Below are 23,269 nucleotides of genomic sequence, written 5' to 3' on the forward strand. Positions count from 1 at the left end.
CGGGGGTGAAGGATCACCCCCGGCCCTTTCCTTTTCCCCGTCTCAGGAGGAGGCCGCGGGCCGACGGATCTCGTGCCACAGCGCGACCGCGTCCTCATCGGAGTGACCGCCCGCTGCCGCACGCCCCACGATCGTCACGGCGATGTCCGGATGCGGCGCGGTGCGGATGATGATGCGGCCGGCATCCGCGGAGGCGAGCGTCTGCGCGAGCTCGGCGCGGATGGCCGACAGCGCGTCGTCGCCGAGGTCGTCGAGTCCGCCCTCGTCGAGGACCGTGACGGCGGCGCCGCCCTCGCGGAGCGTCGCGATGACGCGCCGGACGTCGTCGTCGAGGAGCCGGGCCCCGCGCAGCTCGTCGCGCAGCGCGCCCTCCGCGAGCCAGGCGGCAGCGCGCTGCTCGTCGGTGAGAGCGCCTCCCGACGCGATCACCTGGGTGAGCACGGGCGCCGCGACCTGCAGGGCGTACTGCACGCGCTCGCGCCGCTCGCGGCGGCGCACGAGCTGCGCGGACTGCCATGCCGCCGACGCCTGCTGCAGGCTCGCGAGCTTCACGGTGTCGGAGTACGCCCGGTCGGTCGAGATCTGCATGAGCTGGCCGACCCCGACCCAGAGGAACGACCCGACGAGGCCGAAGGCGAGCGCGTTCCCGATGCCCATGAGGATCGAGCTGCTCACGCCGAGGAGCGCGATCCCCGTCCACGCCGAGATCGGGCGGCGGCGCACCATGACGATCGTCATGAGAGCGCCCGCTCCGCCGACGTACCAGGTGACGTGCGGCGCCATCCGCGCGCTCTCGTCCGCGCAGGCCGTCACGACCCACGGCATCGCGGCCGACACGGCGAGAGCGCACGCGGTCGCCCAGACGGGCAGGCGCGCGACGTCGCGGCGCGCGGAGTCGACCGAGCGCACGGCCAGCACGAGGATGGTCGCACCGAGGTAGAGCACGACGCCCGCGATGAGGAATCCCGGCCGGTCGACCGGCTGCGTCGGGAAGACTCCGCGCGCGGCGAGGTACCCCGAGAACGCCGCGGCGAGGATCGTGAGGACCTTGCGGACCTTCACGGGGCCTCCTCCGCCTCGCGCCGGTAGAGGCTGTCGTCGTCGCCCGCCGGCCAGGTGATCGTCACGACCGTGCCGCGCTCGTCGGATTCGATGGCCGCTCCGCCGCCGACCGCCGCCACGCGCGCGAAGATCGACGCCCGGATGCCGAGGCGGTCGGCGGGGATCGACGCGAGATCGATGCCGCGGCCCGCATCCGACACGACGATCCGGATGCGCCCGTGCCGCGCGGTGAGGCGCACGGCGAGGCCGCGGCCATCCGCGTGCTGGATGGAGTTCGCGACGGCCTGCGTGGCCGCGAGGACGAGCGCACGCGCGACGCGGCCGGGGATGCCCGGCATCGGCAGCTCGTCGCCCGCCACGGCGAGCACGACGCCGAGCCCTCGCGCCTGCGCCTGGAGCTCCGAGGCGATCCAGGCGGAGGTCACGGGGGCGTCGCTGCCCTCTGGCTCGTCGGACTCGGCGTTCGCGAGGCGCGTGAGCGCCTCGCGCGCCATCGACACGGCGAGCTGGCGCTCGCGGTCGGACTGCGCGCGGCCCGCGGCGATGAGGGCGGCGAGCACGCTGTCGTGCATGAGGGCCGCGACCTCGACGCGCTCCTGCTCAGCGGCCTCGGCCGAGGCGGCGCGGGAGTACTGGTCGATCGCGGCGGCGCGCGCGGCGTCGACGCCCGCGGCGAGACTGCGGAACATCCAGATGAGCGCGACCGCGGTTCCCCCGACGATGAGCGAGAGGGAGACGTCGTAGACCGACGTCAGCCAGTGCTCGGCCGAGAACTCGCCGCGCGAGAGCCGGACGATCGCGAACAGCAGCGGGACGACGACGACCCACACGAGCTGCCAGGCCACGGGGAAGACGAGGGCGGCCGCCGCCGGCGCGACATTGAGGAGGAAGAAGACCCAGGGGCCTCCCGCGGGCTCGTACCGCGGCTCGGGGAGCGCCCAGAACAGCAGCAGCGAGAGCGGGAAGAGGAAGGCGAACACCGTGGCCGCGGGGCGCGCCCACCGGCCCGCGAGACACGCGGCGATCATCGCCGCGAGCGATGCGAACACGGTGGCCGTGAGCAGCGTGCGCGGGAGCGGGTCGAGGTCGGACCCCATCGCGGTCAGGAACGACTGGACCCCGAGGAGGGCCGACGCGAGGGCCACGGCGATCTGCAGGACCCGCTCGATGCGTGCGGACGTGAAGCCGCGCTCGATCTCGACGGCGGTCGCCGTGCGGCGCGGCAGCACGTGCGTCCAGGCCTCGGCGATCGCCTCCTGTCCCGAGGGGATCCCGCGCGTGCCGCCCGCGGACATCACCCCTCCGCGGGCGCTTCGACGATGCCGTCCTCGATCGCCCGCCGCAGCAGATCCACCTTCGTCGGGGCGGGGCGCCCGACCTCGGTGTACTTCACGCGGATGCGCGTGATGTTCTCCTTGGCCGTCGAGTACGCGATGCCGAGGCGGTCGGCGACGGCCTTGAGCGGGAGCCCCGCCGCGTACAGCCGTAGCACCTCGCGCTCGCGCGTGGCGAGCTGCGCGTCGGCGAACTCGCGGTCGCCCTCGACGGCGCTGGCCCACTCGACGTTGTTGAGGGGCTCGCCGCCCGCGGTCGTGTGGACGGCGCTCAGGACGTCCTCGAGGGGCGACGACTTGCTCACGACGCCGGCCGCGCCGGCCGCGAGCGCCTCGCGGACCGCCGCAGGACGATCGGCGACGGAGTGGATGATCACGGAGGACTCGCCCGCGAGCCGCAGGACGTTCTCGGTGACGGTCGCGCCGTCGCCGAGGGTGAGGTCCAGCAGCACGACGTCGACGGGCGGCGCCTTCGTCTCGGCCCGCCACGCGAGATACGCCGAGACCGAGACGCCGCTGTAGACGACCTCCTGGCCGTCGCGCTGAAGCGCCGCCTCGAGCCCGAGACGAACCGACTCGTGATCGTCGATCAGGGCCACGCGTGTCATGGCGAGAAGCCTATCGCCAGGCGACGCGGGCTCACGCGCGGCGCAGGACCGCGAGCGCCTCCACGTGGTGCGAGTTCGGGAAGAGATCGAACGCCTCCAGGCGCTCGGGCGCGTAGCCGTGGGCGCGGAACAGCCCCACGTCGCGCGCGAGCGCGACCGGGTCGCAGGCGACGTAGACGACGGCGGACGGCTCGAGCGCGGCGACCGCGTCGACGACCTCGCGGCACGCCCCCGCACGCGGAGGGTCGAGCAGGGTCACGCCCCGCCGCAGCGCGTCGCGGTCTGCGGGCTCCGCGTCCGCGGCGAGCGCGCCGAGCCAGCGCTCGACGCGTGCGGTCACGGCCTCGGCACGCGGATGGCGCTCGAGGTTCTCGCGCGCGTGCGCGGTCGCGCGGGGCGCGGACTCGACGGACGTGAGACGGGCGTCGCCGTCCGCGGCGGACGCGAGCGCATCGGCGAAGAGCCCCACCCCGCCGTAGAGGTCGAGGTGCCATGCGTCGGCGTCGAGGCCGTGCGGCGCGATGTCGTCGAGGGCACGGGCGACCGCCGCGTGCAGCGTCCGCGCCGCGAGGCGGTGCACCTGCCAGAATCCGCCCGCATCGACCTGGAAGCCGCGGTCGCCGACGCGCTCGACCACGACCTCGGGGGCGGGGGCCGGCTGCGCGCCCCGCGTGCGCCGGCGATCCGGGCGGCGGATGACCCGGACGCGCCCGTCGGCCGGCCGGACGAGGTCGACCCGGCCGGGCTTCTCGCGCTGGAGCGCGAGGGCGGCGCTCTCGATCTCCGCGACGGCGAGCGGGTGGTGCGCCACCTCGATGACGCGATGGCTGCGCGAGGCGAACGGGCCGATCCGGCCATCCGCGTCGACATGGAGCCCGACGCGCGTGCGCCAGCCCGTGCCATCCGCCGACTCGGTCTCGTCGCCGTCCGCGGCGGGCGCGACGACCACGTCGACCTTCTCGTCCGCGAAGCGCGCGAACGCGTCGCGGAGGACATGCGCCTTGAGCTCGCGCTGGTGCGCGAGCGCGATGTGACCGAGGTCGGCGCCGCCGACCCGGTCGGCGGGGTCGCGGGCGATGTCGGCCTCGGCCCAGATGTGCGGCTGGCGGTGCTCCGACGCGTCGAGCACCTCGAGCGCCTCGGCTCGCGCGAAGCTCTTCTTGACCTCCGCGACCCGCGCGCGGACGCGCTCCCCGGGGACGGCGTCGGGCACGAAGACGACCCTGCCCTCGTGCCGCGCCACGAAGACGCCTCCGTGCGCGATGTCCGTGACCTCGAGGTCGACGACGTCTCCCGTCTGCATGCTCCCATCGTCGCACCTCGCCCCTGGCGGATCGCCTAGCGTGGAGCCATGCAGGTCTGCCTCGCCTCGACGTCTCCCGCGCGCCTCATGCTCCTGAACCAGGCCGGCATCGAGCCGCTCGCGATCGCCCCCGCCGTCGACGAGGAGGCGGCGATCGCCGAGCTCGAGGAGCGCGAGGGCAGGGTGCTGCCGCCCGACGAGCACGTCCTCGTCCTCGCGCGCCGCAAGGCGGCGGATGTCGCCGCGCGCGTCCTGCAGGTCCATCCCGGCTTCGACGGCGTCGTGATCGGCGGGGACTCCATGTTCGAGCTCGACGGGGAGATCTACGGCAAGCCCTATACGCCCGAGGCGGCGACGGCGCGCTGGCAGGGCATGCGCGGCCGCACCGGCGTCCTGCACTCGGGCCACGCGGTCATCCGCGTCCGCGCGGAGGCCGAGCCGGTCGAGGCGCACGCGACCGCGCGGGCCTCGGTGTCGTTCGCCGCGGACGTGAGCGACGACGAGATCGCCGCGTACGTCGCGACCGGCGAGCCTCTCCTCGTGGCCGGCGCGTTCACGGTCGACAGCCTGGGCGGTGCGTTCATCGAGCGCGTGGAGGGCGACCCGTCGACCGTCGTCGGCATGTCACTCTCGACCGTCCGCCGTCTCGTCCGAGAGCTCGGCGTCGAGTGGACGTCGCTCTGGAACCGCCTGCCGTCGTAGGGAACGGCACACCTTTCGGCGCGCACTTTGTGAGGGTCACTCAAAAGGCGGCGTCCGACCGTGACTAGTCTGGAACGCATGCCTGATATCGCCAAGGTGCTCATCGCGAACCGCGGCGAGATCGCCGTCCGCATCATCCGCGCAGCCCGCGACTCGGGGATCGCCTCAGTCGCCGTCTACGCCGACCAGGACCGCGATGCGCTGCACGCGCGCCTCGCCGACGAGGCCTACGCCCTCGAGGGCGCCACGAGCGCCGAGACCTACCTGCAGATCGAGAAGATCCTCTCGGTCGCCCGTCGCTCCGGTGCGGACGCCGTGCACCCGGGCTACGGCTTCCTCGCGGAGAACGCCGCGTTCGCGCGCGCCGTGCAGGCCGCCGGCCTCATCTGGATCGGGCCGTCGCCCGAGGCGATCGAGGCGCTCGGCGACAAGGTCACCGCGCGCCACGTGGCCGAGAAGGTCGGCGCGCCGCTCGCGCCCGGCACGCCCGGCCCCGTCGACACGGCCGAGGAGGTCGTCGCGTTCGCCGAGAAGGCCGGCCTCCCGATCGCGATCAAGGCGGCCTACGGCGGCGGCGGCCGCGGACTCAAGGTCGCGCGCACCCTCGACGAGGTGCCGGAGATGTTCGAGTCGGCCACGCGCGAGGCGATCGCGGCCTTCGGCCGCGGCGAGTGCTTCGTCGAGAAGTACCTCGACAAGCCCCGCCACGTCGAGACGCAGTGCCTCGCCGACGCCGAGGGCAACGTCGTCGTCGTGTCGACGCGCGACTGCTCGCTGCAGCGCCGTCACCAGAAGCTCGTCGAGGAGGCCCCCGCTCCCTTCCTCACGGACGAGCAGAACGCCATCCTCTACGCCGCATCCAAGGCCATCCTGCGCGAGGTCGGCTACACGGGCGCCGGCACGTGCGAGTTCCTCGTGGGCGCCGACGGCACCATCTCGTTCCTCGAGGTGAACACCCGCCTGCAGGTCGAGCATCCGGTCTCCGAGGAGGTCACCGGCATCGACCTCGTGCGCGAGCAGTTCCGCATCGCGGCCGGCGGCACCATCGACTACGACGACCCGGCTCCGCAGGGCCACTCGATCGAGTTCCGCATCAACGGCGAGGACCCCGGTCGCGGCTTCCTGCCCCAGCCCGGCCCGATCCACGTGTTCAAGACCTTCGGCGGCCCGGGCATCCGCCTCGACTCGGGCGTCACCGCGGGCGACGAGGTCTCGGGCGCGTTCGACTCGCTCCTGGCGAAGATCATCGTCACCGGCCGGACGCGCGAGGAGGCGCTCGAGCGCTCGCGCCGCGCCCTCGACGAGTTCGAGGTCGCGGGCCTGCCCACGGTGCTCCCGTTCCACCGCAAGGTCGTGCGCGACCCCGCCTTCACGGCGGAGGACGGCGTCTTCGGCGTGTACACGCGCTGGATCGAGACCGAGTTCGAGAACGACATCCCCGCGTGGGACGGCGAGCTCGAGGCGCCGCGCGCGGCCGAGAGCCGGCACACGGTCGTCGTCGAGGTGAACGGCAAGCGGCTCGAGGTCAGCCTGCCCGACCGCGTCGTGACGGCTCCCGGCGCGACCGGCCGCCCCGCGGCCGTCCCCTCGTCCCGCCGCAAGCACGGCGGCGGCACCGCGACCGCGGGCGCCTCGGGCGATGCCCTCAAGTCGCCCATGCAGGCGACGGTCGTCAAGGTGGCCGTCGAGGAGGGCCAGCAGGTCGTCAAGGGCGACCTCGTCGTCGTGCTCGAGGCGATGAAGATGGAGCAGCCGCTGCACGCCCACAAGGACGGCACGATCGGCTCGATCGACGCGACGCCCGGCGCCACCGTCGGTGCGGGCCACCAGCTCCTCCTGATCGGCTGATCTCCCCCGGGCATGTCCCACGTGCTCCGGCCATCCGCCCCCGGAACCCGGAACACGTGGGACATGCGTGGGCGGGTCAGCCGAAGGCGCGGTCGAAGCCGAGGCTGCGGGCGATGATCCCCAGCTGGACCTCGGTCGAGCCCTCCCCGAGCGTGAGGATGCGCGCGTCGCGGTAGTGCCGCGCGACCGGATTCTCGTTCATGAACCCGTACCCGCCCCAGATCTGGGTCGCGTCCGACGCATTGGCGACCGCCGCCTCCGATCCGATGAGCTTCGCGAGCGAGGCCTGGGTCGTGAACGGCGCCCCCGCGTCGATGCGGCGAGCCGCGTCGTGCATGACCGCGCGGGCCGCCGCGACACGGGCCTGCATCCGCGCGATCGTGAACGCGATGTGCTGGTTGTCGCCGATCGGGCGCCCGAAGACGACGCGGCGCTTGGCGTGCAGCACGGCCTGCTCGAGGCACCCCTGCGCCGCCCCCACGCAGAGCGCCGCGAACGCGACCCTGCCCTCGTCGAGCACGCTGAGGAAGTTCGAGAAGCCGCGGCCGCGCTCCCCCAGGAGGTTCTCCTCGGGCACGCGGACACCGTCGAACACGAGCGGATGCGTGTCGGACGTGTGCCACCCGACCTTGTCGTATGCGGGCAGCGCGGTGAACCCGGGCGTCGGGACCGGCACGATGATCGTCGACAGCTCGGGCCCTCGCCGTCCGTCGCGCCCGACGCGCTCGCCGGTCACGGCGGTCACCGTCACGACGCTCGTGATGGGCGTACCCGAGTTGGTGATGAACTGCTTGGATCCGTTGATCGTCCACCAGCCGTCCGAGAGCGTGGCGGTCGTCTTCGTCGCCCCCGCGTCGGAGCCCGCTTCGGCCTCGGTGAGGCCGAAGGCGGCGAGCGCCTCGCCGCGTGCGAGGGCGGGCAGGTGCGCGCGGCGCTGCTCCTCGGTGCCGAAGCGGTAGATCGGCATCGCGCCGAGCCCGAGACCGGCCTCGAGCGTGACCGCGATGGACTGGTCCACGCGCGCGAGCTGCTCGACCGCGACACACAGGTGCAGGTACGACTTGCCCTGCCCGCCGTACTCCTCGGGCAGCGGCAGGCCGAACAGCCCCATCCGCCCCATCTCGGCGATGATCTCGAGCGGGAGGCGGCGCTCGGTGTCGTAGGTGTAGGCGGCGGGCGCGACCACGTCGTCGGCGAACGCGCGCACGGTGCGCGCGAGCTCCTGCAGGTCCGGCTCGAGCATCTCGGTGCCGTCGACGGGGGTGCGGGTGGGCGTGATGAGCGACATCGTCGTCTCCCTTCAGGGGGCGGGGCTCGTGGCCCCGCGTGCGGTGCGCGCGAGGATGGCGCGCGCGTGTCGGAGCACCGGCTCGTCGACCATGCGGCCCTCGAACCGGAAGACGCCGCCGTGCGCGGAGGACTCCGCGATCAGCCGGCGCGCCCAGGCGGCCTCGGCATCCGAGGGCGCGAACGCCGCCCGGATGGCCGCGACGTGCGACGGATGGATGGCGGCCTTCGCGGCGAATCCGCTCGCGGCCGCGTCCTCGGCCTCGGCGCGGCAGCCGTCCAGGTCGCCGATGTCCAGGTGCACCGCGTCGACGGCCGCCTTCCCGAAGGCTCCCGCGGCGAGCAGGATGGCCGAGCGCGCGTGCATCGCGACGGCGCGGTAGGCGCCGTCCTGCGTGCGGCTGGAGGTTCCGCCGATCGACGCGACGAGGTCCTCCGCGCCCCACATGAGCGCCGTGACGCGCGGGTGCGCCGCGATCTCCGCGGCGCGCACGACGCCCGCCGCCGTCTCGCACAGCGCGACGACCTCGAGGTCGCCGAGCGCGTCGATGTCTGCGGCGGCCTCCGTCTTCGCGAGCATCACGGCGCGATACGGCGACCGGCGCACGGCGTCGAGGTCGGCGGCGAGCTGTCCGCTCCGGGCGTCGTTGACCCGCACGAGAGTGCGGGCGGGGTCGAGCGCGGACTCCACCACCGCGCGACGAGCGGCGTCCTTCGCGTCGGGCGCGACGGCATCCTCGAGGTCGAGGACCACCGCGTCGGCGCGCTCGGCCGCCTTCGCGAACCGGTCGGCGCGGTCGGCGGGGCAGAAGAGCAGAGCGGGACCGAGCGCGACGCTCATCGCGGCCTCCCCTGCATGAGCACCGTGCGGACCGCGCGGGCCACGACGACGCCGTCCTGGTTGCGGCCGATGTGCTCGAGGGTCACGATCCCCTGGCCGGGTCGGGAGCGCGAGGGCCGCGTCTCCTGCACGCGCGTCTCGCCGTAGAGGGTGTCCCCGTGCCGCATGGGGGCGGGGAACTCGACGCTCGTGAACCCGAGGTTCGCGACGATCGTCCCGTTCGTGAGCTGGCCCGTCGACATCCCGACGATCGTCGCGAGGGTGAGCATCGAGTTGACGAGTCGCTCGCCGAACTCCGTCTGCGCCGCCCAGTGCGCGTCGAGGTGCAGGGCCTGCGTGTTCATCGTCATGGTGGTGAACAGCACGTCGTCGGCCTCGGTGATCGTGCGGCCCGGCCGGTGCTCGTAGACGACTCCCGTCTCGAACTCGTCGAACCACAGCCCGCGCTGGGTGATGCGGCGCTCGGCGCTCACGGCGTCTCCTCCTCGTCTGACGCCCCCGCAGGGAGCAGGATCCGCGCGACCTGCTGGCCGCGCGACACGGTCTCGCCGACCGCGACGTCGAGGCGCACCGTCCCGGCGACCGGCGCGCGCAGGACGTGCTCCATCTTCATCGCCTCGACGCTCGCGACGGCCGCGCCCTCGCCGACCTCCGCGCCGTCGGCGACGTGGACGGCCACGACGGTCCCTGGCATGGGCGAGGCGAGGGCGGGCGCGGCTCCCCTGCGCATCCGGCGCGGCGGGGCGTACGGGACGACGCGCGCGTCGCCGTCGGGCCCGACCGCCCACAGCGCGCCCGCGGGGTCCCGCGGGTCCTCGAGCACCCGCAGGGCGCGGGCGTCGGCCTCCGCGACCGGGCGCGCGGCGCCATCCCGTTCGACCGAGATCCGCCACGGCGTCGCACGGACGTCGATCGACACGGTCGCGACGGCGTCGCCGTCCGCGTAGCGCAGCCGTGCGCCCCGCGCCCCGCCGATGCGCCAGCCGTCGGCGGCCCACGCCCCCGTCGTCGGCGGCAGCACGTGCAGCGCGCACGCTGCGAAGGCCGCGTCGGGCGTCGTCTCCGCCGCGAGGCGGTCGACCTCGCGGTCGACGAGGCCCGTGTCGAGGGCGCCGTCCGCGACCGCCGGCACCTCGAGCAGTCGACGGAGGAAGCCGAGGTTCGTGACGATCCCCGGCAGGTGCGTCTGCGCGAGCGCATCGCGCAGACCCGCGACGGCGTCCGCGCGCGTCGCCGCGTGGACCGCGATCTTCGCGAGCAGGGGGTCGTAGTGCGCGCCGACGGCCGTCCCGGCCTCGACACCCGCGTCGACGCGAGCGCTGCTCGGCCATGCGACGTCGATGAGCCGCCCGCCCGTCGGCAGGAACCCGGCCGACGGATCCTCGGCGTAGACGCGCGCCTCGATCGCGTGCCCGGCCATCCGCATGTCCTCCTGCGCGATCGCGAGGCGCTCGCCCGCCGCGACGCGCAGCTGCTGCTCGACGAGGTCGACGCCGGTCACGAGCTCTGTGACGGGATGCTCGACCTGCAGCCGCGTGTTCATCTCCATGAAGAACGGCTCATCGGGGCGCGCACCCGACACGATGAACTCGACCGTCCCCGCCCCCGTGTACCCGACGGCCCGGGCCGTCTCGCACGCCGCGCGCCCGATCGCCTCGCGCTGCGCCGCGTCGAGGAGCGGGCTCGGCGCCTCCTCGATGATTTTCTGGTGACGACGCTGCAGGGAGCACTCGCGCTCCCCCAGGTGGATGATCGCGCCGTGCGCGTCGGCCAGCACCTGCACCTCGATGTGCCGAGGGTCGGCCACGAAGCGCTCCACGAAGAGGGTGTCGTCGCCGAACGCGCCAGCGGCCTCGCGCCGCGCCTGCGCGAGCGCCGCGGGCAGGTCCTCGGGGCGGTCGACCCGGTGCATCCCCTTGCCGCCCCCGCCCGCCGACGGCTTCACGAGCACGGGGAAGCCGACGCGCGCCGCCCCCGCGATGAGCGCGGCGTCGTCGAGCCCCGGCTCGGCGATGCCGGGCACGGTGGCCACGCCGCGCGTCTCGACCGCGGCGCGCGCGCGGATCTTGTCGCCCATCGTCTCGATCGCCCCGGGCGGCGGGCCGATGAACACGATGCCGGCCTCCGCGCAGGCCCGCGCGAACGCGGCGTTCTCCGACAGGAAGCCGTACCCGGGGTGCACGGCCTGCGCACCTGCTGCGAGCGCGGCGGCGATGACCGCCTCGATGTCGAGGTACGACCGCCGCGGATCGGCGGGGCCGATGCGGATGGCCTCGGTCGCCGCGCGCACGTGGGGCGCGTCGGCATCGGCGTCGGAGTGCACCGCGACCGAGGCGATGCCGAGCCGATCGAGCGTGCGGATGACCCGCAGCGCGATCTCGCCGCGGTTGGCGATGAGGACCCTGTCGAACATCGCGCTCACATCCGGAAGACGCCGTAGCGGACGTCGGGCAGGGGCGCGCGGCCGACGACGCTCAGGGCGAGGCCGAGCACGCGACGCGTGTCGGCGGGATCGATGACGCCGTCGTCCCACAGGCGCGCGGTCGAGTAGTACGGCGACCCCTGGCGCTCGTACCGCTCGCGGATGGGCTCCTCGAACGCGGCCTGCTCGGCGTCGGTCCAGGTGCCGCCGTCGGCCTCGATCTGCTCGCGCTTGACCGTGGCGAGCACGCTCGCGGCCTGGGGGCCTCCCATCACCGAGACCCGCGCGTTGGGCCACAGCCAGAGGAACCGCGGGTCGAACGCGCGACCGCACATGGAGTAGGTGCCGGCTCCGAACGACCCTCCGACGACGACGGTGAGCTTCGGGACGCGCGCGCACGACACCGCGGTGACCATCTTCGCGCCGTTCTTCGCGATCCCGCCGCGCTCGTACTCCGCGCCGACCATGAAGCCCGTGATGTTCTGGAGGAAGACGAGCGGGATGCCGCGCTGATCGCACAGCTCGACGAAGTGCGCGCCCTTGAGCGCGCTCTCCGAGAAGAGAACGCCCTGGTTCGCGACGATGCCGACGGGGTGGCCGAGGATGCGCGCGAACCCGGTCACGAGCGTCGTGCCGTAGCCCCCCTTGAACTCGTGGAACGCACTCGCGTCGACGAGGCGGGCGATGATCTCACGCACGTCGTACGGCGTCTGGAGATCCTCGGGGATGGCGGCATAGAGCGTCTCGGGTTCGACGACCGGCTCGCGGGGCGGGGCGATCTCCCACGGCGGCGCCGGGTCGGGCGGGAGCGTCGCGACGATGTCGCGCACGATGCGCAGCGCGTGCTCGTCGGAGTCGGCAAGGTGATCCGCCACGCCCGACACCGTCGTGTGCAGCTCGCCGCCGCCGAGGTCCTCGGCCGAGACGACCTCGCCGGTGGCCGCCTTGACGAGCGGCGGGCCGCCGAGGAAGATCGTCCCCTGCTCGGCCACGATCACGGTCTCGTCGCTCATGGCGGGCACGTAGGCGCCTCCCGCGGTCGAGGAGCCCATGACGCACGCGATCTGCGGGATGCCCGCAGCGCTCATCGTGGCCTGGTTGTAGAAGATGCGGCCGAAGTGCTCGCGGTCGGGGAAGACCTCGTCCTGCATCGGGAGGAATGCGCCGCCCGAGTCGACGAGGCTGATGCACGGCAGCCGGTTCTCTCGCGCGACCTCCTGCGCGCGGAGGTGCTTCTTGACCGTGAGCGGGAAGTACGTGCCGCCCTTGACCGTCGCGTCGTTGGCGATGACGACGCAGCGGCGGCCCGACACCGTGCCGATGCCGGTGATGAGACCGGCCGCGGGCGCCTCGTCGTCATACAGGCCGTTCGCCGCGAGCGGCGACAGCTCGAGGAACGGGCTGCCCGGATCGAGCAGCCGGTCGATGCGCTCCCGCGGCAGCAGCTTGCCGCGCGCGACGTGCCGCTCGCGCGCGCGGGCACTGCCGCCGAGCGCCGCGGACTCCAGCCGAGCGCGCAGGTCGGCGACGAGCTCGCGCATCCGCGCGTCGCGCGCCGCGCCCTCCGCGCCGCCCGCGTCCACCGTCGTCGTCAGCCGCTCCATGGCCATCCTCACCCCCGTGCGAGCGCGAGCCCCGGTCGCTCGAGCATCTCCCCGACGTCGACGAGGAAGGCGCTCGCCTCCCTGCCGTCGATCACCCGGTGGTCGAACGACACCGTGATCGTCATGACGTCGCGCAGCGCGATGTCGCCGTCGTGCTCCCAGGGCGTGCGCCGCACCGCGCCGAGGGCGACGATCGCCGACTGCCCGGGCGTGAGGATCGGGATGCCGCCGTCGACGCCGAAGACGCCGACGTTCGACACGGTGAGCGTCGACGACGTGAGCGCGGCGAGCCCGATCGAGCCGTCGCGCGCGGCGGCCGCGCGCTCGGCGATGGCGCCGGCGAGCGCGATGGCATCGAGACGCTCGGCGTCGTCGACGCTCGCGACGACGAGACCGCGGTCGGTCGCGACCGCGATGCCCAGGTTCACGCGATCATGGAACTCGATCTCCCCCGCGTCGGCGTCGAAGCGCGCGTTGACGCCGGGCGTGCGTCGAGCCGCGAGCACGATGGCGCGCGAGGCGAGCGAGAGGAGCGTCGGGCTCGCCCCGCCCTCTGCGGCGAGGTCGCGAGCGAGGCGCAGGGTCTCCGTGACGTCGACCTGCAGGAAGCACGCGGCGTGCGGGACTGAGAGCGCCGACGCCGTCATCGCCTTGGCCGTCTCCCGGCGCAGCCCGCTCAGGCGCTCGCGGTGCGAGGTCTGCGGGGCGGGGTGGGCGGCCGCGCGATCGAGGTCGGCGCGTGTGACGACGCCGCCCTCGCCGGTCGGCGTGACCGCGGCGAGGTCGATCCCCCGCTGCTTCGCGAGCTGGCGGACCGGCGGGAACGCGCGCGCGGGCGACCGCTCCGCGCGCACGAACGGCGTCTGCGCGAACGTGCGCGGTCTGCGCGTGGAGCGCCGCGCGCCGTCCATCCGCACCGACCCGACGAGCATGGCGACCCGCTCCTCGGACGGCTCGGATGGCTCGGGCTCCGCGGGCTCTGCGGATGGCGCGGGCGGGGCGTCCGCGGGCTCCGCGGGCTCCGCGGGCTCCGCGGGCTCGGGGTCGGCGGCCGCCTCTGCGGCGTCCTCGAGGTCGTACTCGACGAGCGGGGCGCCGACCTCGACGGTCTCGCCCTCGCTCGCGTGCAGGCGGCGGATCACGCCCGCGTAGGGGCTCGGCAGGTCGATGACGGCCTTGGCGGTCTCGACCTCGGCGATGACCTGGTTGAGCGTGACGGAGTCGCCCTCAGAGACCTTCCACGCGACGATCTCGCTCTCGGTGAGGCCCTCCCCGAGGTCGGGCAGGCGGAAGACGACGGTCATCGCGCGCTCCCCTCGAGGACGAGCCCCGTCCGCGACGAGCGGCGCCCGAGCGAGCGGTCGACCGCGTCGAGGATGCGGTCGAGGCTCGGCAGGTAATGGGACTCGAGAGCGGATGGCGGGTAGGGCGTGTCGTATCCGGTCACGCGCTCGGGGGTCGCCTCGAGAGCCCCGAACGCCCGTTCGACGACGCTCGCGATGAGCTCGCTCGACACCGACACCTCGGCGGGCGCCTCGTGGGCGACGACAAGGCGCCCGGTCCGCTCGACGCTCGCCACGACCGTGTCGACGTCGAGCGGCGAGATGGAGCGCAGGTCGATGACCTCGATCTCGATCCCCTCGTCGCGGGCGGCGAGGGCGGCGTCGAGCGCCGTCTGCACGACCGCCCCGTACGCCGCGAGCGTGACGTCGCGTCCGCGGACGAGCACCTCGGCGGTGTCGAGGTCGCGCACGAGCGCCGTGTCGACCTCCCCCTTGGACCAGTACCGCGCCTTGGGCTCGAGGAACACGACGGGGTCGTCGCTCGCGATCGCGGCACGCAGCGTCGAGTAGGCCTCCTGCGGGCTCCACGCCGTGACGACGCGCAGGCCCGGCGTGTGCGCGAAGTACGCCTCGGGCGACTCGGCGTGGTGCTCGACCGAGCCGATCCCGCCGCCGAACGGCACGCGGATCGTGACGGGCATCCGCAGCCGACCGTGCGTGCGGTAGTGCAGGCGCGACAGCTGCGTGACGATCTGGTCGAGCGCGGGGAAGACGAAGCCGTCGAACTGGATCTCGACGACCGGTCGCGCGCCGCGGTAGGCCATGCCGACCGCGGTTCCGACGATCGCGGACTCGGCGAGCGGCGCGTCGATCACGCGCTCCGCGCCGAAGCGCGCCTGCAGTCCGTCCGTCACGCGGAAGACGCCGCCGAGCCGCCCGATGTCCTCGCCCATGAGAACGACGTCGGGATCGCCCTCGAGCGCGTCCGCGAGGGCGCGCCCGACGGCCGCGCCCAGGCTGAGGGTCTCGACCGTCATCGCTCCTCCTGGATGCTCGCCGCGAACGCGAGGTGCTCGGCTCGCTGGCGCCGGATCCGACGCGTGGGCGTGACGGTCACGTGGTCGAAGAGGCTCTCCGGGGCGGGTGCCTCGGCCTGCACGACGGCCGCGCGCATCTCCTTGGCGATCGCGTCGCAACGGATCCGCGCCTCCTCCCGGATGTGCTCGATCGGCGCCCCGACGGAGGCGAGGTGGCGCTCGAGCCGGTCGATCGGGTCCTTCGCGCGCCAGGCGTCGACCTCGTCGGCGTCGCGATAGCGGCCGGGGTCGTCCGTCGTCGTGTGCGGGCCCATCCGGTACGTGACCGCCTCGACGAACGTCGGCCCCTCTCCCCGACGCGCGCGGTCGGCCGCCGCGCGCATCGCGGCGAGGACCGCGAGCACATCGTTGCCGTCGACGCGGATGGCCGGGATCCCGAAGCCCGTCGCGCGCAGCGCGAGCGCGGCGTGCGACTGCACGCGGACCGGCTCGGAGATCGCGTACTGGTTGTTCTGGCAGAGGAACACCACGGGAGCCTGGAACGAGCTCGCGAACACCATCGCCTCGCTCACGTCGCCCTCGCTCGTCGCGCCGTCGCCGAAGCACGCGACCGCGATGTCGTCGCCGCCGTCGCGGCGCACCGCCATCGCGTATCCCGTCGCGTGCAGGGTCTGCGCGCCGATGATGATCTGGGGCGTGGCCATCCGATGCGCGAGGGGATCCCAGCCCGAGAGCGCGTGGCCCTGCCACACGCGCAGCAGGTCGCCGAGGTCGACGCCCCGCAGCACGGCGAGGGCGTGCTCGCGGTACGAGCCGAAGACGAAGTCGGTCTCGCGGAGGGCGTGCGCGGCCCCGACCTGCGCCGCCTCCTGTCCGCGCAGCGGCGGCCACAGCACGAGCTCGCCCTGACGGGTCAGGGCGAAGGCCTCCTCGTCGACGCGGCGCACGAGGGACATGTCGACGAAGAGGTCGGTGAGCGCGGTCTCGTCGAGGTCGGCCAGGTGCTCATCGAGCGTGCGGCACGCGCGTCGGGAGCCGTCGGGGGCGAGGACGCCGAGCGGGGTGTCGAGCCCCTCGACCAGCTCGCTGCGGGGTGCGGGAATGGCGATCGACATCGCGGAACCTCCTCGTTCGCGCTGCGCCTTGTGGGCGTCATTGCCGTCCTGGTCCGGACACCGCTCACGCTACGCCGACCCAGCAGACCGAGCAATGACATCCGTCAGAAGTCCGCAGATTGCTCATTCCACGCCGCCCCTCCTGCTCTGCATGTCTCACTTATCGTCGTTATCGGACCCCGAAACCCACGACGAGTGAGACATGCACGAGGGCGACATGCGGGAGGGCGGCATGCGACGAGCGGCGTGCACGAGAGCGGCATGCGAAGAGCCGCGTGCACGAGGGCGGCATGCGAAGAGCCGGCCCGGGACGATCCCGGGGCCGGCTCTTCCGCGCGCCGCGCCGGCGCCTGAGGTTGCTAGCTCCGGCGGTCGACGTGGTGCAGGGCGCGCGCGGCGTCGGTGATGGAGCCGGCGAGCGACGGGTACGCCGCGAACACGCGCGCGATCTGATCCACCGTGAGACGGCGCTCGACCGCGATCGAGATCGGGTAGATGAGCTCCGACGCGCGGGGCGCGACGATGACGCCGCCGACGATCGTGCCGGATCCCTCGCGCGCGTAGAGCTTCACGAAGCCGTCCTTGACGCCCATCATCTTCGCGCGCGCATTCGAGGCGAGCGGCAGCTTGTGCACCTCGGCGCTGACCTCGCCCTCGTCGACGGCCGGCTGCGTCCAGCCGACGGTCGCGATCTCGGGGCTCGTGAAGATGTTCGAGGCGATCTTGTGCGTGTCGAAGGGGATGGCCACATCCCCCATCGCGTGGAAGACCGCAGTGCGGCCGAGCATCGACGCGACCGACGCGAGCGGCATCATCGTCGTGCAGTCGCCCACCGCGTACACGTTGGGCACCGACGTGCGCCCCACCTTGTTGATGCGGATGTGCCCCGACTCCGTGCGCTGGACGCCCGCGTCCTCGAGGCCGATGCCGGCGGTGTTCGGGATCGAGCCGACCGCCATGAGGCAGTGCGAGCCCTCGACGACGCGGCCGTCGGAGAGGGTGACGGTGACGCCGTCTCCCGTGTTCTCGACCTTGTCGGCGCGCGACTTCGCGAGCAGCGTCATGCCGCCGCGCGTGAAGACCTTCTCGAGGACCTTCGCGGCGTCCTGGTCCTCGCCGGGGAGCACCTGGTCGCGGCTCGAGACGAGCGTGACCTTCGCGCCGAGGTTCATGTACGCCGACGCGAACTCGGCGCCCGTGACGCCGGATCCGACGACGATGAGGTGCTCGGGCACGGCCTCGAGGTCGTACAGCTGCTTCCACGTGAGGATGCGCTTGCCGTCGGGCTTGGCCGAGGGCAGCTCGCGCGGCGACGCGCCCACCGACACGATGATCGTGTCGGCCTCGACACGATCGAAGTCGGTGCCCTTCGGCCCCGTCGAAACGACGATCGCCTCATCGCCCTCGAGCCGCCCGTGTCCGGAGATGATCTTGACGCCGGCCTCGATGAGCTGCGCGCGCATGTCCTCCGACTGCTGCCCCGCGAGCGCGAGGAGGCGCTTGTTGATCGCGAGGAGGTTGATGGCGACCTCGGGCTTGAGCGGCTTGCCGTCCTCGCCGCGCGCGTAGAACTGCACGCCGAGCTCCCCCGCGTCGGCGATCGACTGGGCCGCGTCGGCCGTCGCGATGAGCGTCTTCGACGGGACGACGTCGGTCAGCACCGCCGACCCGCCGACGCCCGTGTGCTCGACGAGGGTCACGTCGGCGCCGAGCTGAGCGCCCGCCAGGGCCGCCTCGTAGCCGCCGGGGCCGCCTCCCAGAATCGCGATGCGCTGCGTCCGCTCGAAATCAAAGACCATGCCTCCATTCTCCCCCTTCCTGCGAGATCGGCACGACCCCGGCCGGAGACCGGTCGTTATGCTCATGCCATGACTCTGGAAGGCGCACATCCGCTCGATCCGCCCGCCGACCCGTTCGAGGTCGCCCAGGCCGCCGCGGCCGACATCGCGCGGCTCACGGGGGTCGAGCGACACGACGTCGCGGTGACCCTCGGCAGCGGCTGGGGCAAGGCCGCCGAGCTCATCGGCGAGACCGTCGCGACGATCCCGGCGACGGAGGTCACGGGCTTCTCGCGCCCCGCGCTCGAGGGGCATGTCGGAACCCTCCGCAGCGTCCGCACGCCCGCAGGCAGGCACGTGCTCGTGATCGGCGCGCGCACGCACTACTACGAGGGCCATGGCGTCCGCCGGGTCGTGCACAGCGTCCGCACCGCCGCGGCGACGGGTGCGATGGTCATGGTGCTCACCAACGGCGCGGGCGGCATCAAGGAGACCTGGAGCGCGGGCCAGCCCGTGCTCATCAGCGACCACATCAACCTCACGGCCGACTCGCCGCTCGAGGGAGCGACGTTCATCGACCTCACCGACCTGTACGCCACGCGCCTGCGCGACATCGCGCTCTCGGTCGACCCGACGCTCGACAGCGGCGTCTACTGCCAGTTCCGGGGCCCTCACTACGAGACGCCCGCCGAGGTCCAGATGGCGAAGGCGATCGGCGGCGACATCGTCGGCATGTCGACCGCCCTCGAGGCCATCGCCGCGCGCCAGGCCGGCATGGAGGTCCTCGGGTTCTCCCTCATCACCAACCTCGCCGCGGGGATCTCGCCCGATCCGCTCAGCCACGAGGAGGTCATCGAGGCGGGGCGGATGGCCGAGGGCCGGATCTCGGCTCTGCTCGCCGAGGTCGTGGGGAAGCTCTGATGGACGTCCTGTCGCACGCGCGCGACTGGCTCGCGCAGGACCCGGACCCGGTCACCCGCGAGGAGCTGTCCGGGCTCATCGCGCGCGCGGAGGGCGGCGATGCCGCGGCCTCGGCAGACCTCGCCTCGCGCTTCGCGGGGCGCCTCGCGTTCGGCACGGCCGGCCTGCGCGGAGAGCTCGGGTCGGGCCCCATGCGGATGAACCGCGTGCTCGTGGCGCAGGCGGCCGCCGGCTTCGCGGCGTACCTGTCCGAGCGCGCAGCGGATGGCGCCCGGCCCCGCGTCGTCATCGGGTACGACGGACGCCGCAACTCCGACGTGTTCGCGCGCGACTCGGCGGAGATCTTCGCGGGGGCCGGGCTGACCGCCATCCTCCTCCCCCGCCTTCTGCCGACGCCCGTCCTCGCGTTCGCGGTGCGCCACCTCGGCGCCGACGCGGGCGTCATGGTCACCGCGAGCCACAACCCGCCCGACGACAACGGGTACAAGGTCTATCTCGGCGGGGCCGATGAGGGCGCGCAGATCGTCTCGCCCGCCGACCGAGAGATCGCCGCGCACATCCAGCGCGTCGCCGACGAGGTCCGCGTTCCCGACCTGCCGCGCTCCGACGCGTACGAGCTCGCCGACGAGGAGGTCGTCGAGGCCTACGTCGCCGCGACCGCCGCGGTCGCGCCGGCCCCCGCATCGGCCGCCGGGATGCGCTGGGCCTATACGGCGATGCACGGCGTCGGGTGGGAGACGCTCGAGCGCATCCTGGCGCGCGCCGGGTATCCGGCCCCGGCCGTCGTCGCGGAGCAGATCGCGCCCGACGCGGCCTTCCCGACCGTCGCGTTCCCGAACCCCGAGGAGCCGGGCGCGATGGACCTCGCCTTCGCGACGGCAGCCGCGCATGACGCCGAGTTCGTCCTCGCGAACGACCCTGACGCCGATCGGCTCGCGGTCGGCGTGCCGGGCCCCGACGGATGGCGGCGGCTGACCGGCAACGAGATCGGGATGCTGCTGGGTGCACGGGCCGCACGCACCGCCGAGGGCACGCCGGGGGCGTCGCTCGCCTGCTCGCTCGTGTCGTCGCCGGCGCTCGGAGCGATCGCCGAGCGGCACGGACTGGACTTCCACACGACGCTGACGGGGTTCAAGTGGATCTCGCGCGCCCCGGGCATCGTGTTCGGCTTCGAGGAGGCCCTGGGCTACCTCGTGAACCCCGAGACCGTGCGCGACAAGGACGGCATCTCGGCGGCCGTCGCCGTCCTCGGTCTCGCGGCAGAGGCGCGCGGCCGCGGGACGACGATCTCCGGGATGCTCGACGAGCTGGCCGCGGAGATCGGCCACTTCGCGAGCGGCCAGGTCTCGATCCGCGTCGACGACATCTCGATCATCGGCCGGATCATGGATGGGCTCCGCCAGTCGCCGCCCGGCGCGTTCGGCGAGCGCGCCGTGACGCGCGCGGAGGACCTCCTGCACCCCGCAGACGGCGGCCCGTCGGGCGACATCCTGCGCTACACGCTCGACGACGGCTCGCGCGTCATCGTGCGCCCGAGCGGGACGGAGCCGAAGCTCAAGGCGTACCTCGACGTGCGCGGCGACTCCCCCGAGGACGCCGCTGCCCGCCTGTCCGCGCTCGACGCAGCGGTGCGGGAGGCGCTCGACCTGGGCTGAGCCGTCCGGAGGCGGCTCACGGCGTTCGCGGAGTATTACTGGCCGATGATCGCGACGTATTACTGGCCGATGATCGCGACGAGCTCGTCCAGGAAGCCCGCGAAGTCGGTGCCGCGGCGGATGATCCGCTGCACGTTCTCACGCTCGCCGAACACCTCGACGAACTGCTCGAACACCGTCTGGAACGCCTCGCGGTCGCTCTCGCTGAACGCGGCGAGGGCGACCACCTGCACGCGCCCGTCTCCCCATGCGACCGACGGGTCGGCGATCCCGATCGCGATGGCCGTGCGCGATGCCGTCATCCGCAGCGCATGCGGAACCGCGAGGGCGTCGGTGAACGCGGTCGACGACATCCGCTCGCGCTCGATCGCGCCCTCGACGTACGCGTCGTCGATCACCCCGCGCTCGACGAGCAGCGCGCCGAGGGCGCGGATGATCCCCTCCTCGCCGAGGGCGTCGTCGAGGCCTCGGACGAAGGCGCCGGCGTCGAAGTAGCGCTCGAGCTCGGCGCGCAGCCGCGACAGGCGGCGGCCCCGGCGGATCCGGGCGGCGGCCTGCATGACGCGCTCGACGTCGCCGTCGGTGAGGAACGGGCGGATGCGGACCGTGCTCTCGGACGGCGTGGGCGGCTCGATCGTCGTCAGCACGAGGTCGGTGTCGATCGCCTTCCAGTCGGGGTCGACGCGCGTGACGACCTCGGTGACCTCGACCGCCTGCCCGAGGGAGCGGGTGATGCTCGAGCGGAGGAGCTCGTGCAGCTCGTAGTAGCCGGGGCACACGATCGTCGCGGTGAGGCGCGTCTCGGCGCGCCGCTCCCGCTCGAGCTCGCCGCCGACGTGCATCGCGATGTACGCGATCTCGTCGTCGCGGATCGACATGCCGAGCCGTTCGGACAGCTCCCCCGCGATCGAGACGGCGACCTCGAAGATCATCGGGTACGTCGTCTTGAGCGAGCGGGTCAGCGGGTTGCGCGACCACGCCTGCTCGCGCGCGCGGTGCGCGAGGTTCTGCACGTGCAGCGCGAGCCGCTCGACGAACTCGTCGCGGCCGAGGGCGACGAGGTACTCGTTCGACACCCGGGCGACCGCAGCGCGGACGGCGGCGTCCACGACCGGGTCGACGCCCGCGGTGCCCACGGCGCCGGCTCCGGGCACGACGACGCGGGTGAGGAGGAGCGAGGCGAGGTGCATGCGGTCGCCGCGCCCGAGGGTCACCCCGAGGGCCGCCTCCGCGAGGCGCCCGACCACCTCGGCCAGGCGCTCCTGCTCGGCGGGCGGCGTGCCGTGCACCGTCTCGAGCGCGCGGCCCTGGCTCGCGCGATCGACGGCGATCGACACGTGCAGCGTGACGTCGGCGACGGCGAACTCGTTCACGAAGTAGCCGAGGTCGCCGAGCTCGGCCGCGAGGGCGGACTTGAACCGCCCGAACGCCTCCGCGGGAACCGAGGTCGATCCCGCGACCCGGCGGATCGCCTCCACGTCGAACGCGCCGTCCTCCATCTCGTCGTGCGCGAGCGACGACAGCAGGCGGCGGCGCGCGAGCTCGGTGCCGACGAGCGCGATGCGCGGCCCGCTGCGGTCGAGGGAGAGCTCGCCGCCCTCGCGGACGAGAGCGCGCACGCGTGCGAGGTCGGACTCGAGCGTCGCCTCGCTCACGTGGAACGCGTCGGCGGTCTCGTACACGTCGAGGCCGTCGTCCGCATCGATGAGCGCATGGATGAGCCGGTGCAGGCGGTCGCGCGGCGCGCTCTGCGGGGGCTGGTCGCGCTCGCGCAGGAGCGCGGCGCCCGTGGGGTGCGCGCGATACCCCGCGGGGCCAGAGGCGATGACCGGATGGTCTGGCACGCGCGCGTTCACGGCGGTCACGTACGAGCGCACGCTGCGCGGCGTGACGCCGAGGAGGTCGGCGAGCGCCGCGGCCGTCATCCATCCGCCGTCCCTGAGGAGGATCGCGACGAGACGATCCTGACGCTGTCTCGACACGCGCACCTCCTCCTCCGACAGTCAATCACGTCGCGCTGGGCGCGGACGCACGCCCCGGGCGCGCTGCGGCATGCGGGGCCGCCCGCGCTTTCCGCCCGGGCGGAAGAAAGAGTGGTTGTCCTGCCGAGCGCGCCTCGGGAGGATGAGGATCAGGAGGCGTCGATGAGGATCCTGGTTGTGTGCGGTGCAGGGGCATCGAGCACGTTCGTCGCGCATCGCGTGAACCGCGCTGCGCGCGCCGCCGGGCTCTCCTGGTCGGCCTTCGCGGGCACGCAGGTGTCGCTGCCGGTCGATCTCGACGCGGCGGACATCGTGCTCGTGGGGCCGCACCTCACGACATCGCTCGACGCGATCCGCGGGGCGGCGTCGCCGCGCGGGGTCGCCGTCGTGCCGCTGCCGGACGACGTCTTCACCGACACCGACGGCACGCGCGTGCTCGCGCTCGTGCGGGCCGCCGCCGCCCCGGATGCGCCCGCATCCGAATGAA

The 23,269-nt window shown here is 73.6% G+C and carries 19 protein-coding genes; 5 read left to right on the plus strand and 14 right to left on the minus strand.

Features of this window, described 5'->3' with window-relative positions:
* Positions 1-42: 42 nt before the first annotated feature.
* From M1D46_RS14165 to M1D46_RS14180, 4 genes are read right to left on the minus strand one after another with little or no spacing between them, the layout of a single operon-like run.
* Positions 43-1,062: a hypothetical protein gene (locus M1D46_RS14165; RefSeq protein WP_456285871.1), complete on the minus strand. Its 1,020-nt coding sequence runs from the start codon at positions 1,060-1,062 to the stop codon at positions 43-45.
* Complete coding sequence (locus tag M1D46_RS14170; RefSeq protein WP_324014243.1) at positions 1,059-2,357, minus strand: sensor histidine kinase; 1,299 nt, start codon at positions 2,355-2,357, stop codon at positions 1,059-1,061. Before M1D46_RS14170 ends, M1D46_RS14165 begins: the two co-directional genes overlap by 4 nt.
* Positions 2,357-3,004, minus strand: coding sequence for a response regulator transcription factor (locus M1D46_RS14175; RefSeq protein ID WP_271173837.1), 648 nt, complete (start codon positions 3,002-3,004; stop codon positions 2,357-2,359). Before M1D46_RS14175 ends, M1D46_RS14170 begins: the two co-directional genes overlap by 1 nt.
* Before the next feature lie 31 nt (positions 3,005-3,035).
* Positions 3,036-4,307, minus strand: a complete 1,272-nt coding sequence (locus M1D46_RS14180; protein ID WP_456285872.1) for a class I SAM-dependent RNA methyltransferase — start codon at positions 4,305-4,307, stop codon at positions 3,036-3,038.
* Between the two features lie 48 nt (positions 4,308-4,355).
* Here M1D46_RS14180 and M1D46_RS14185 point away from each other — a divergent pair, with 48 nt between their 5' ends.
* Positions 4,356-5,009 carry a Maf family protein gene (locus tag M1D46_RS14185; protein WP_456285873.1) on the plus strand — a complete coding sequence of 218 codons (654 nt, stop codon included), beginning with the start codon at positions 4,356-4,358 and terminating at the stop codon, positions 5,007-5,009.
* Between the two features lie 78 nt (positions 5,010-5,087).
* Positions 5,088-6,857, plus strand: coding sequence for an acetyl/propionyl/methylcrotonyl-CoA carboxylase subunit alpha (locus tag M1D46_RS14190; RefSeq protein ID WP_282979660.1), 1,770 nt, complete (start codon positions 5,088-5,090; stop codon positions 6,855-6,857).
* Between the two features lie 76 nt (positions 6,858-6,933).
* On the opposite strand, the gene M1D46_RS14195 is transcribed toward M1D46_RS14190, so the two are convergent.
* From M1D46_RS14195 to M1D46_RS14235, 9 genes are all read right to left on the minus strand, one after another.
* Complete coding sequence (locus tag M1D46_RS14195; RefSeq protein WP_271173957.1) at positions 6,934-8,100, minus strand: acyl-CoA dehydrogenase family protein; 1,167 nt, start codon at positions 8,098-8,100, stop codon at positions 6,934-6,936.
* Positions 8,101-8,157: 57 nt separating this feature from the next.
* On the minus strand, positions 8,158-8,985 hold the full coding sequence (locus tag M1D46_RS14200) for an HpcH/HpaI aldolase/citrate lyase family protein (protein WP_456285874.1): 828 nt from the start codon (positions 8,983-8,985) through the stop codon (positions 8,158-8,160).
* Complete coding sequence (locus M1D46_RS14205) at positions 8,982-9,458, minus strand: MaoC family dehydratase (protein WP_271173842.1); 477 nt, start codon at positions 9,456-9,458, stop codon at positions 8,982-8,984. Before M1D46_RS14205 ends, M1D46_RS14200 begins: the two co-directional genes overlap by 4 nt.
* Positions 9,455-11,398: an acetyl/propionyl/methylcrotonyl-CoA carboxylase subunit alpha gene (locus M1D46_RS14210; RefSeq protein ID WP_456285875.1), complete on the minus strand. Its 1,944-nt coding sequence runs from the start codon at positions 11,396-11,398 to the stop codon at positions 9,455-9,457. Before M1D46_RS14210 ends, M1D46_RS14205 begins: the two co-directional genes overlap by 4 nt.
* Positions 11,399-11,403: 5 nt before the next feature.
* Complete coding sequence (locus M1D46_RS14215) at positions 11,404-13,011, minus strand: carboxyl transferase domain-containing protein (RefSeq protein WP_456285876.1); 1,608 nt, start codon at positions 13,009-13,011, stop codon at positions 11,404-11,406.
* A gap of 8 nt (positions 13,012-13,019) precedes the next feature.
* Positions 13,020-14,315, minus strand: a complete 1,296-nt coding sequence (locus tag M1D46_RS14220; RefSeq protein ID WP_456285877.1) for a dihydrolipoamide acetyltransferase family protein — start codon at positions 14,313-14,315, stop codon at positions 13,020-13,022.
* A complete protein-coding gene (locus M1D46_RS14225; protein ID WP_271173846.1) occupies positions 14,312-15,331 on the minus strand; it encodes an alpha-ketoacid dehydrogenase subunit beta in 1,020 nt (339 codons plus the stop codon). Before M1D46_RS14225 ends, M1D46_RS14220 begins: the two co-directional genes overlap by 4 nt.
* On the minus strand, positions 15,328-16,446 hold the full coding sequence (gene pdhA / locus M1D46_RS14230; protein WP_282979670.1) for a pyruvate dehydrogenase (acetyl-transferring) E1 component subunit alpha: 1,119 nt from the start codon (positions 16,444-16,446) through the stop codon (positions 15,328-15,330). The genes M1D46_RS14225 and pdhA overlap by 4 nt, the downstream gene beginning before the upstream one ends.
* Before the next feature lie 359 nt (positions 16,447-16,805).
* Complete coding sequence (locus tag M1D46_RS14235; RefSeq protein WP_271173848.1) at positions 16,806-18,245, minus strand: NAD(P)H-quinone dehydrogenase; 1,440 nt, start codon at positions 18,243-18,245, stop codon at positions 16,806-16,808.
* A 69-nt stretch (positions 18,246-18,314) separates the two neighbouring features.
* On the opposite strand from M1D46_RS14235, the gene M1D46_RS14240 reads away from it, so the two are divergent.
* Positions 18,315-19,145, plus strand: a complete 831-nt coding sequence (locus M1D46_RS14240) for a purine-nucleoside phosphorylase (RefSeq protein WP_456285878.1) — start codon at positions 18,315-18,317, stop codon at positions 19,143-19,145.
* Positions 19,145-20,800, plus strand: coding sequence for a phospho-sugar mutase (locus M1D46_RS14245; protein ID WP_456285879.1), 1,656 nt, complete (start codon positions 19,145-19,147; stop codon positions 20,798-20,800). The genes M1D46_RS14240 and M1D46_RS14245 overlap by 1 nt, the downstream gene beginning before the upstream one ends.
* 59 nt (positions 20,801-20,859) lie before the next feature.
* On the opposite strand, the gene M1D46_RS14250 is transcribed toward M1D46_RS14245, so the two are convergent.
* Positions 20,860-22,782: a BglG family transcription antiterminator gene (locus M1D46_RS14250; RefSeq protein WP_456285880.1), complete on the minus strand. Its 1,923-nt coding sequence runs from the start codon at positions 22,780-22,782 to the stop codon at positions 20,860-20,862.
* A 162-nt stretch (positions 22,783-22,944) separates the two neighbouring features.
* Between M1D46_RS14250 and M1D46_RS14255 the strand changes: the two genes are divergently transcribed.
* Positions 22,945-23,268 carry a PTS sugar transporter subunit IIB gene (locus M1D46_RS14255; protein WP_271173852.1) on the plus strand — a complete coding sequence of 108 codons (324 nt, stop codon included), beginning with the start codon at positions 22,945-22,947 and terminating at the stop codon, positions 23,266-23,268.
* Position 23,269 lies beyond the last annotated feature (1 nt).

The organism is Microbacterium sp. JZ70 (genome assembly GCF_053903225.1).

Excerpts from the sequence above, each read along its gene's own strand:
- M1D46_RS14200 (WP_456285874.1), bottom strand. The coding sequence starts at position 8,985 with ATGAGCGTCGCGCTCGGTCCCGCTCTGCTCTTCTGCCCCGCCGACCGC.
- M1D46_RS14245 (WP_456285879.1), top strand. The coding sequence starts at position 19,145 with ATGGACGTCCTGTCGCACGCGCGCGACTGGCTCGCGCAGGACCCGGAC.
- M1D46_RS14240 (WP_456285878.1), top strand. The coding sequence starts at position 18,315 with ATGACTCTGGAAGGCGCACATCCGCTCGATCCGCCCGCCGACCCGTTC.
- M1D46_RS14190 (WP_282979660.1), top strand. The coding sequence starts at position 5,088 with ATGCCTGATATCGCCAAGGTGCTCATCGCGAACCGCGGCGAGATCGCC.
- M1D46_RS14220 (WP_456285877.1), bottom strand. The coding sequence starts at position 14,315 with ATGACCGTCGTCTTCCGCCTGCCCGACCTCGGGGAGGGCCTCACCGAG.
- M1D46_RS14175 (WP_271173837.1), bottom strand. The coding sequence starts at position 3,004 with ATGACACGCGTGGCCCTGATCGACGATCACGAGTCGGTTCGTCTCGGG.
- M1D46_RS14235 (WP_271173848.1), bottom strand. The coding sequence starts at position 18,245 with ATGGTCTTTGATTTCGAGCGGACGCAGCGCATCGCGATTCTGGGAGGC.
- M1D46_RS14195 (WP_271173957.1), bottom strand. The coding sequence starts at position 8,100 with ATGCTCGAGCCGGACCTGCAGGAGCTCGCGCGCACCGTGCGCGCGTTC.
- pdhA (WP_282979670.1), bottom strand. The coding sequence starts at position 16,446 with ATGTCGATCGCCATTCCCGCACCCCGCAGCGAGCTGGTCGAGGGGCTC.
- M1D46_RS14185 (WP_456285873.1), top strand. The coding sequence starts at position 4,356 with ATGCAGGTCTGCCTCGCCTCGACGTCTCCCGCGCGCCTCATGCTCCTG.
- M1D46_RS14225 (WP_271173846.1), bottom strand. The coding sequence starts at position 15,331 with ATGACGGTCGAGACCCTCAGCCTGGGCGCGGCCGTCGGGCGCGCCCTC.
- M1D46_RS14210 (WP_456285875.1), bottom strand. The coding sequence starts at position 11,398 with ATGTTCGACAGGGTCCTCATCGCCAACCGCGGCGAGATCGCGCTGCGG.
- M1D46_RS14180 (WP_456285872.1), bottom strand. The coding sequence starts at position 4,307 with ATGCAGACGGGAGACGTCGTCGACCTCGAGGTCACGGACATCGCGCAC.
- M1D46_RS14255 (WP_271173852.1), top strand. The coding sequence starts at position 22,945 with ATGAGGATCCTGGTTGTGTGCGGTGCAGGGGCATCGAGCACGTTCGTC.
- M1D46_RS14170 (WP_324014243.1), bottom strand. The coding sequence starts at position 2,357 with ATGTCCGCGGGCGGCACGCGCGGGATCCCCTCGGGACAGGAGGCGATC.
- M1D46_RS14215 (WP_456285876.1), bottom strand. The coding sequence starts at position 13,011 with ATGGAGCGGCTGACGACGACGGTGGACGCGGGCGGCGCGGAGGGCGCG.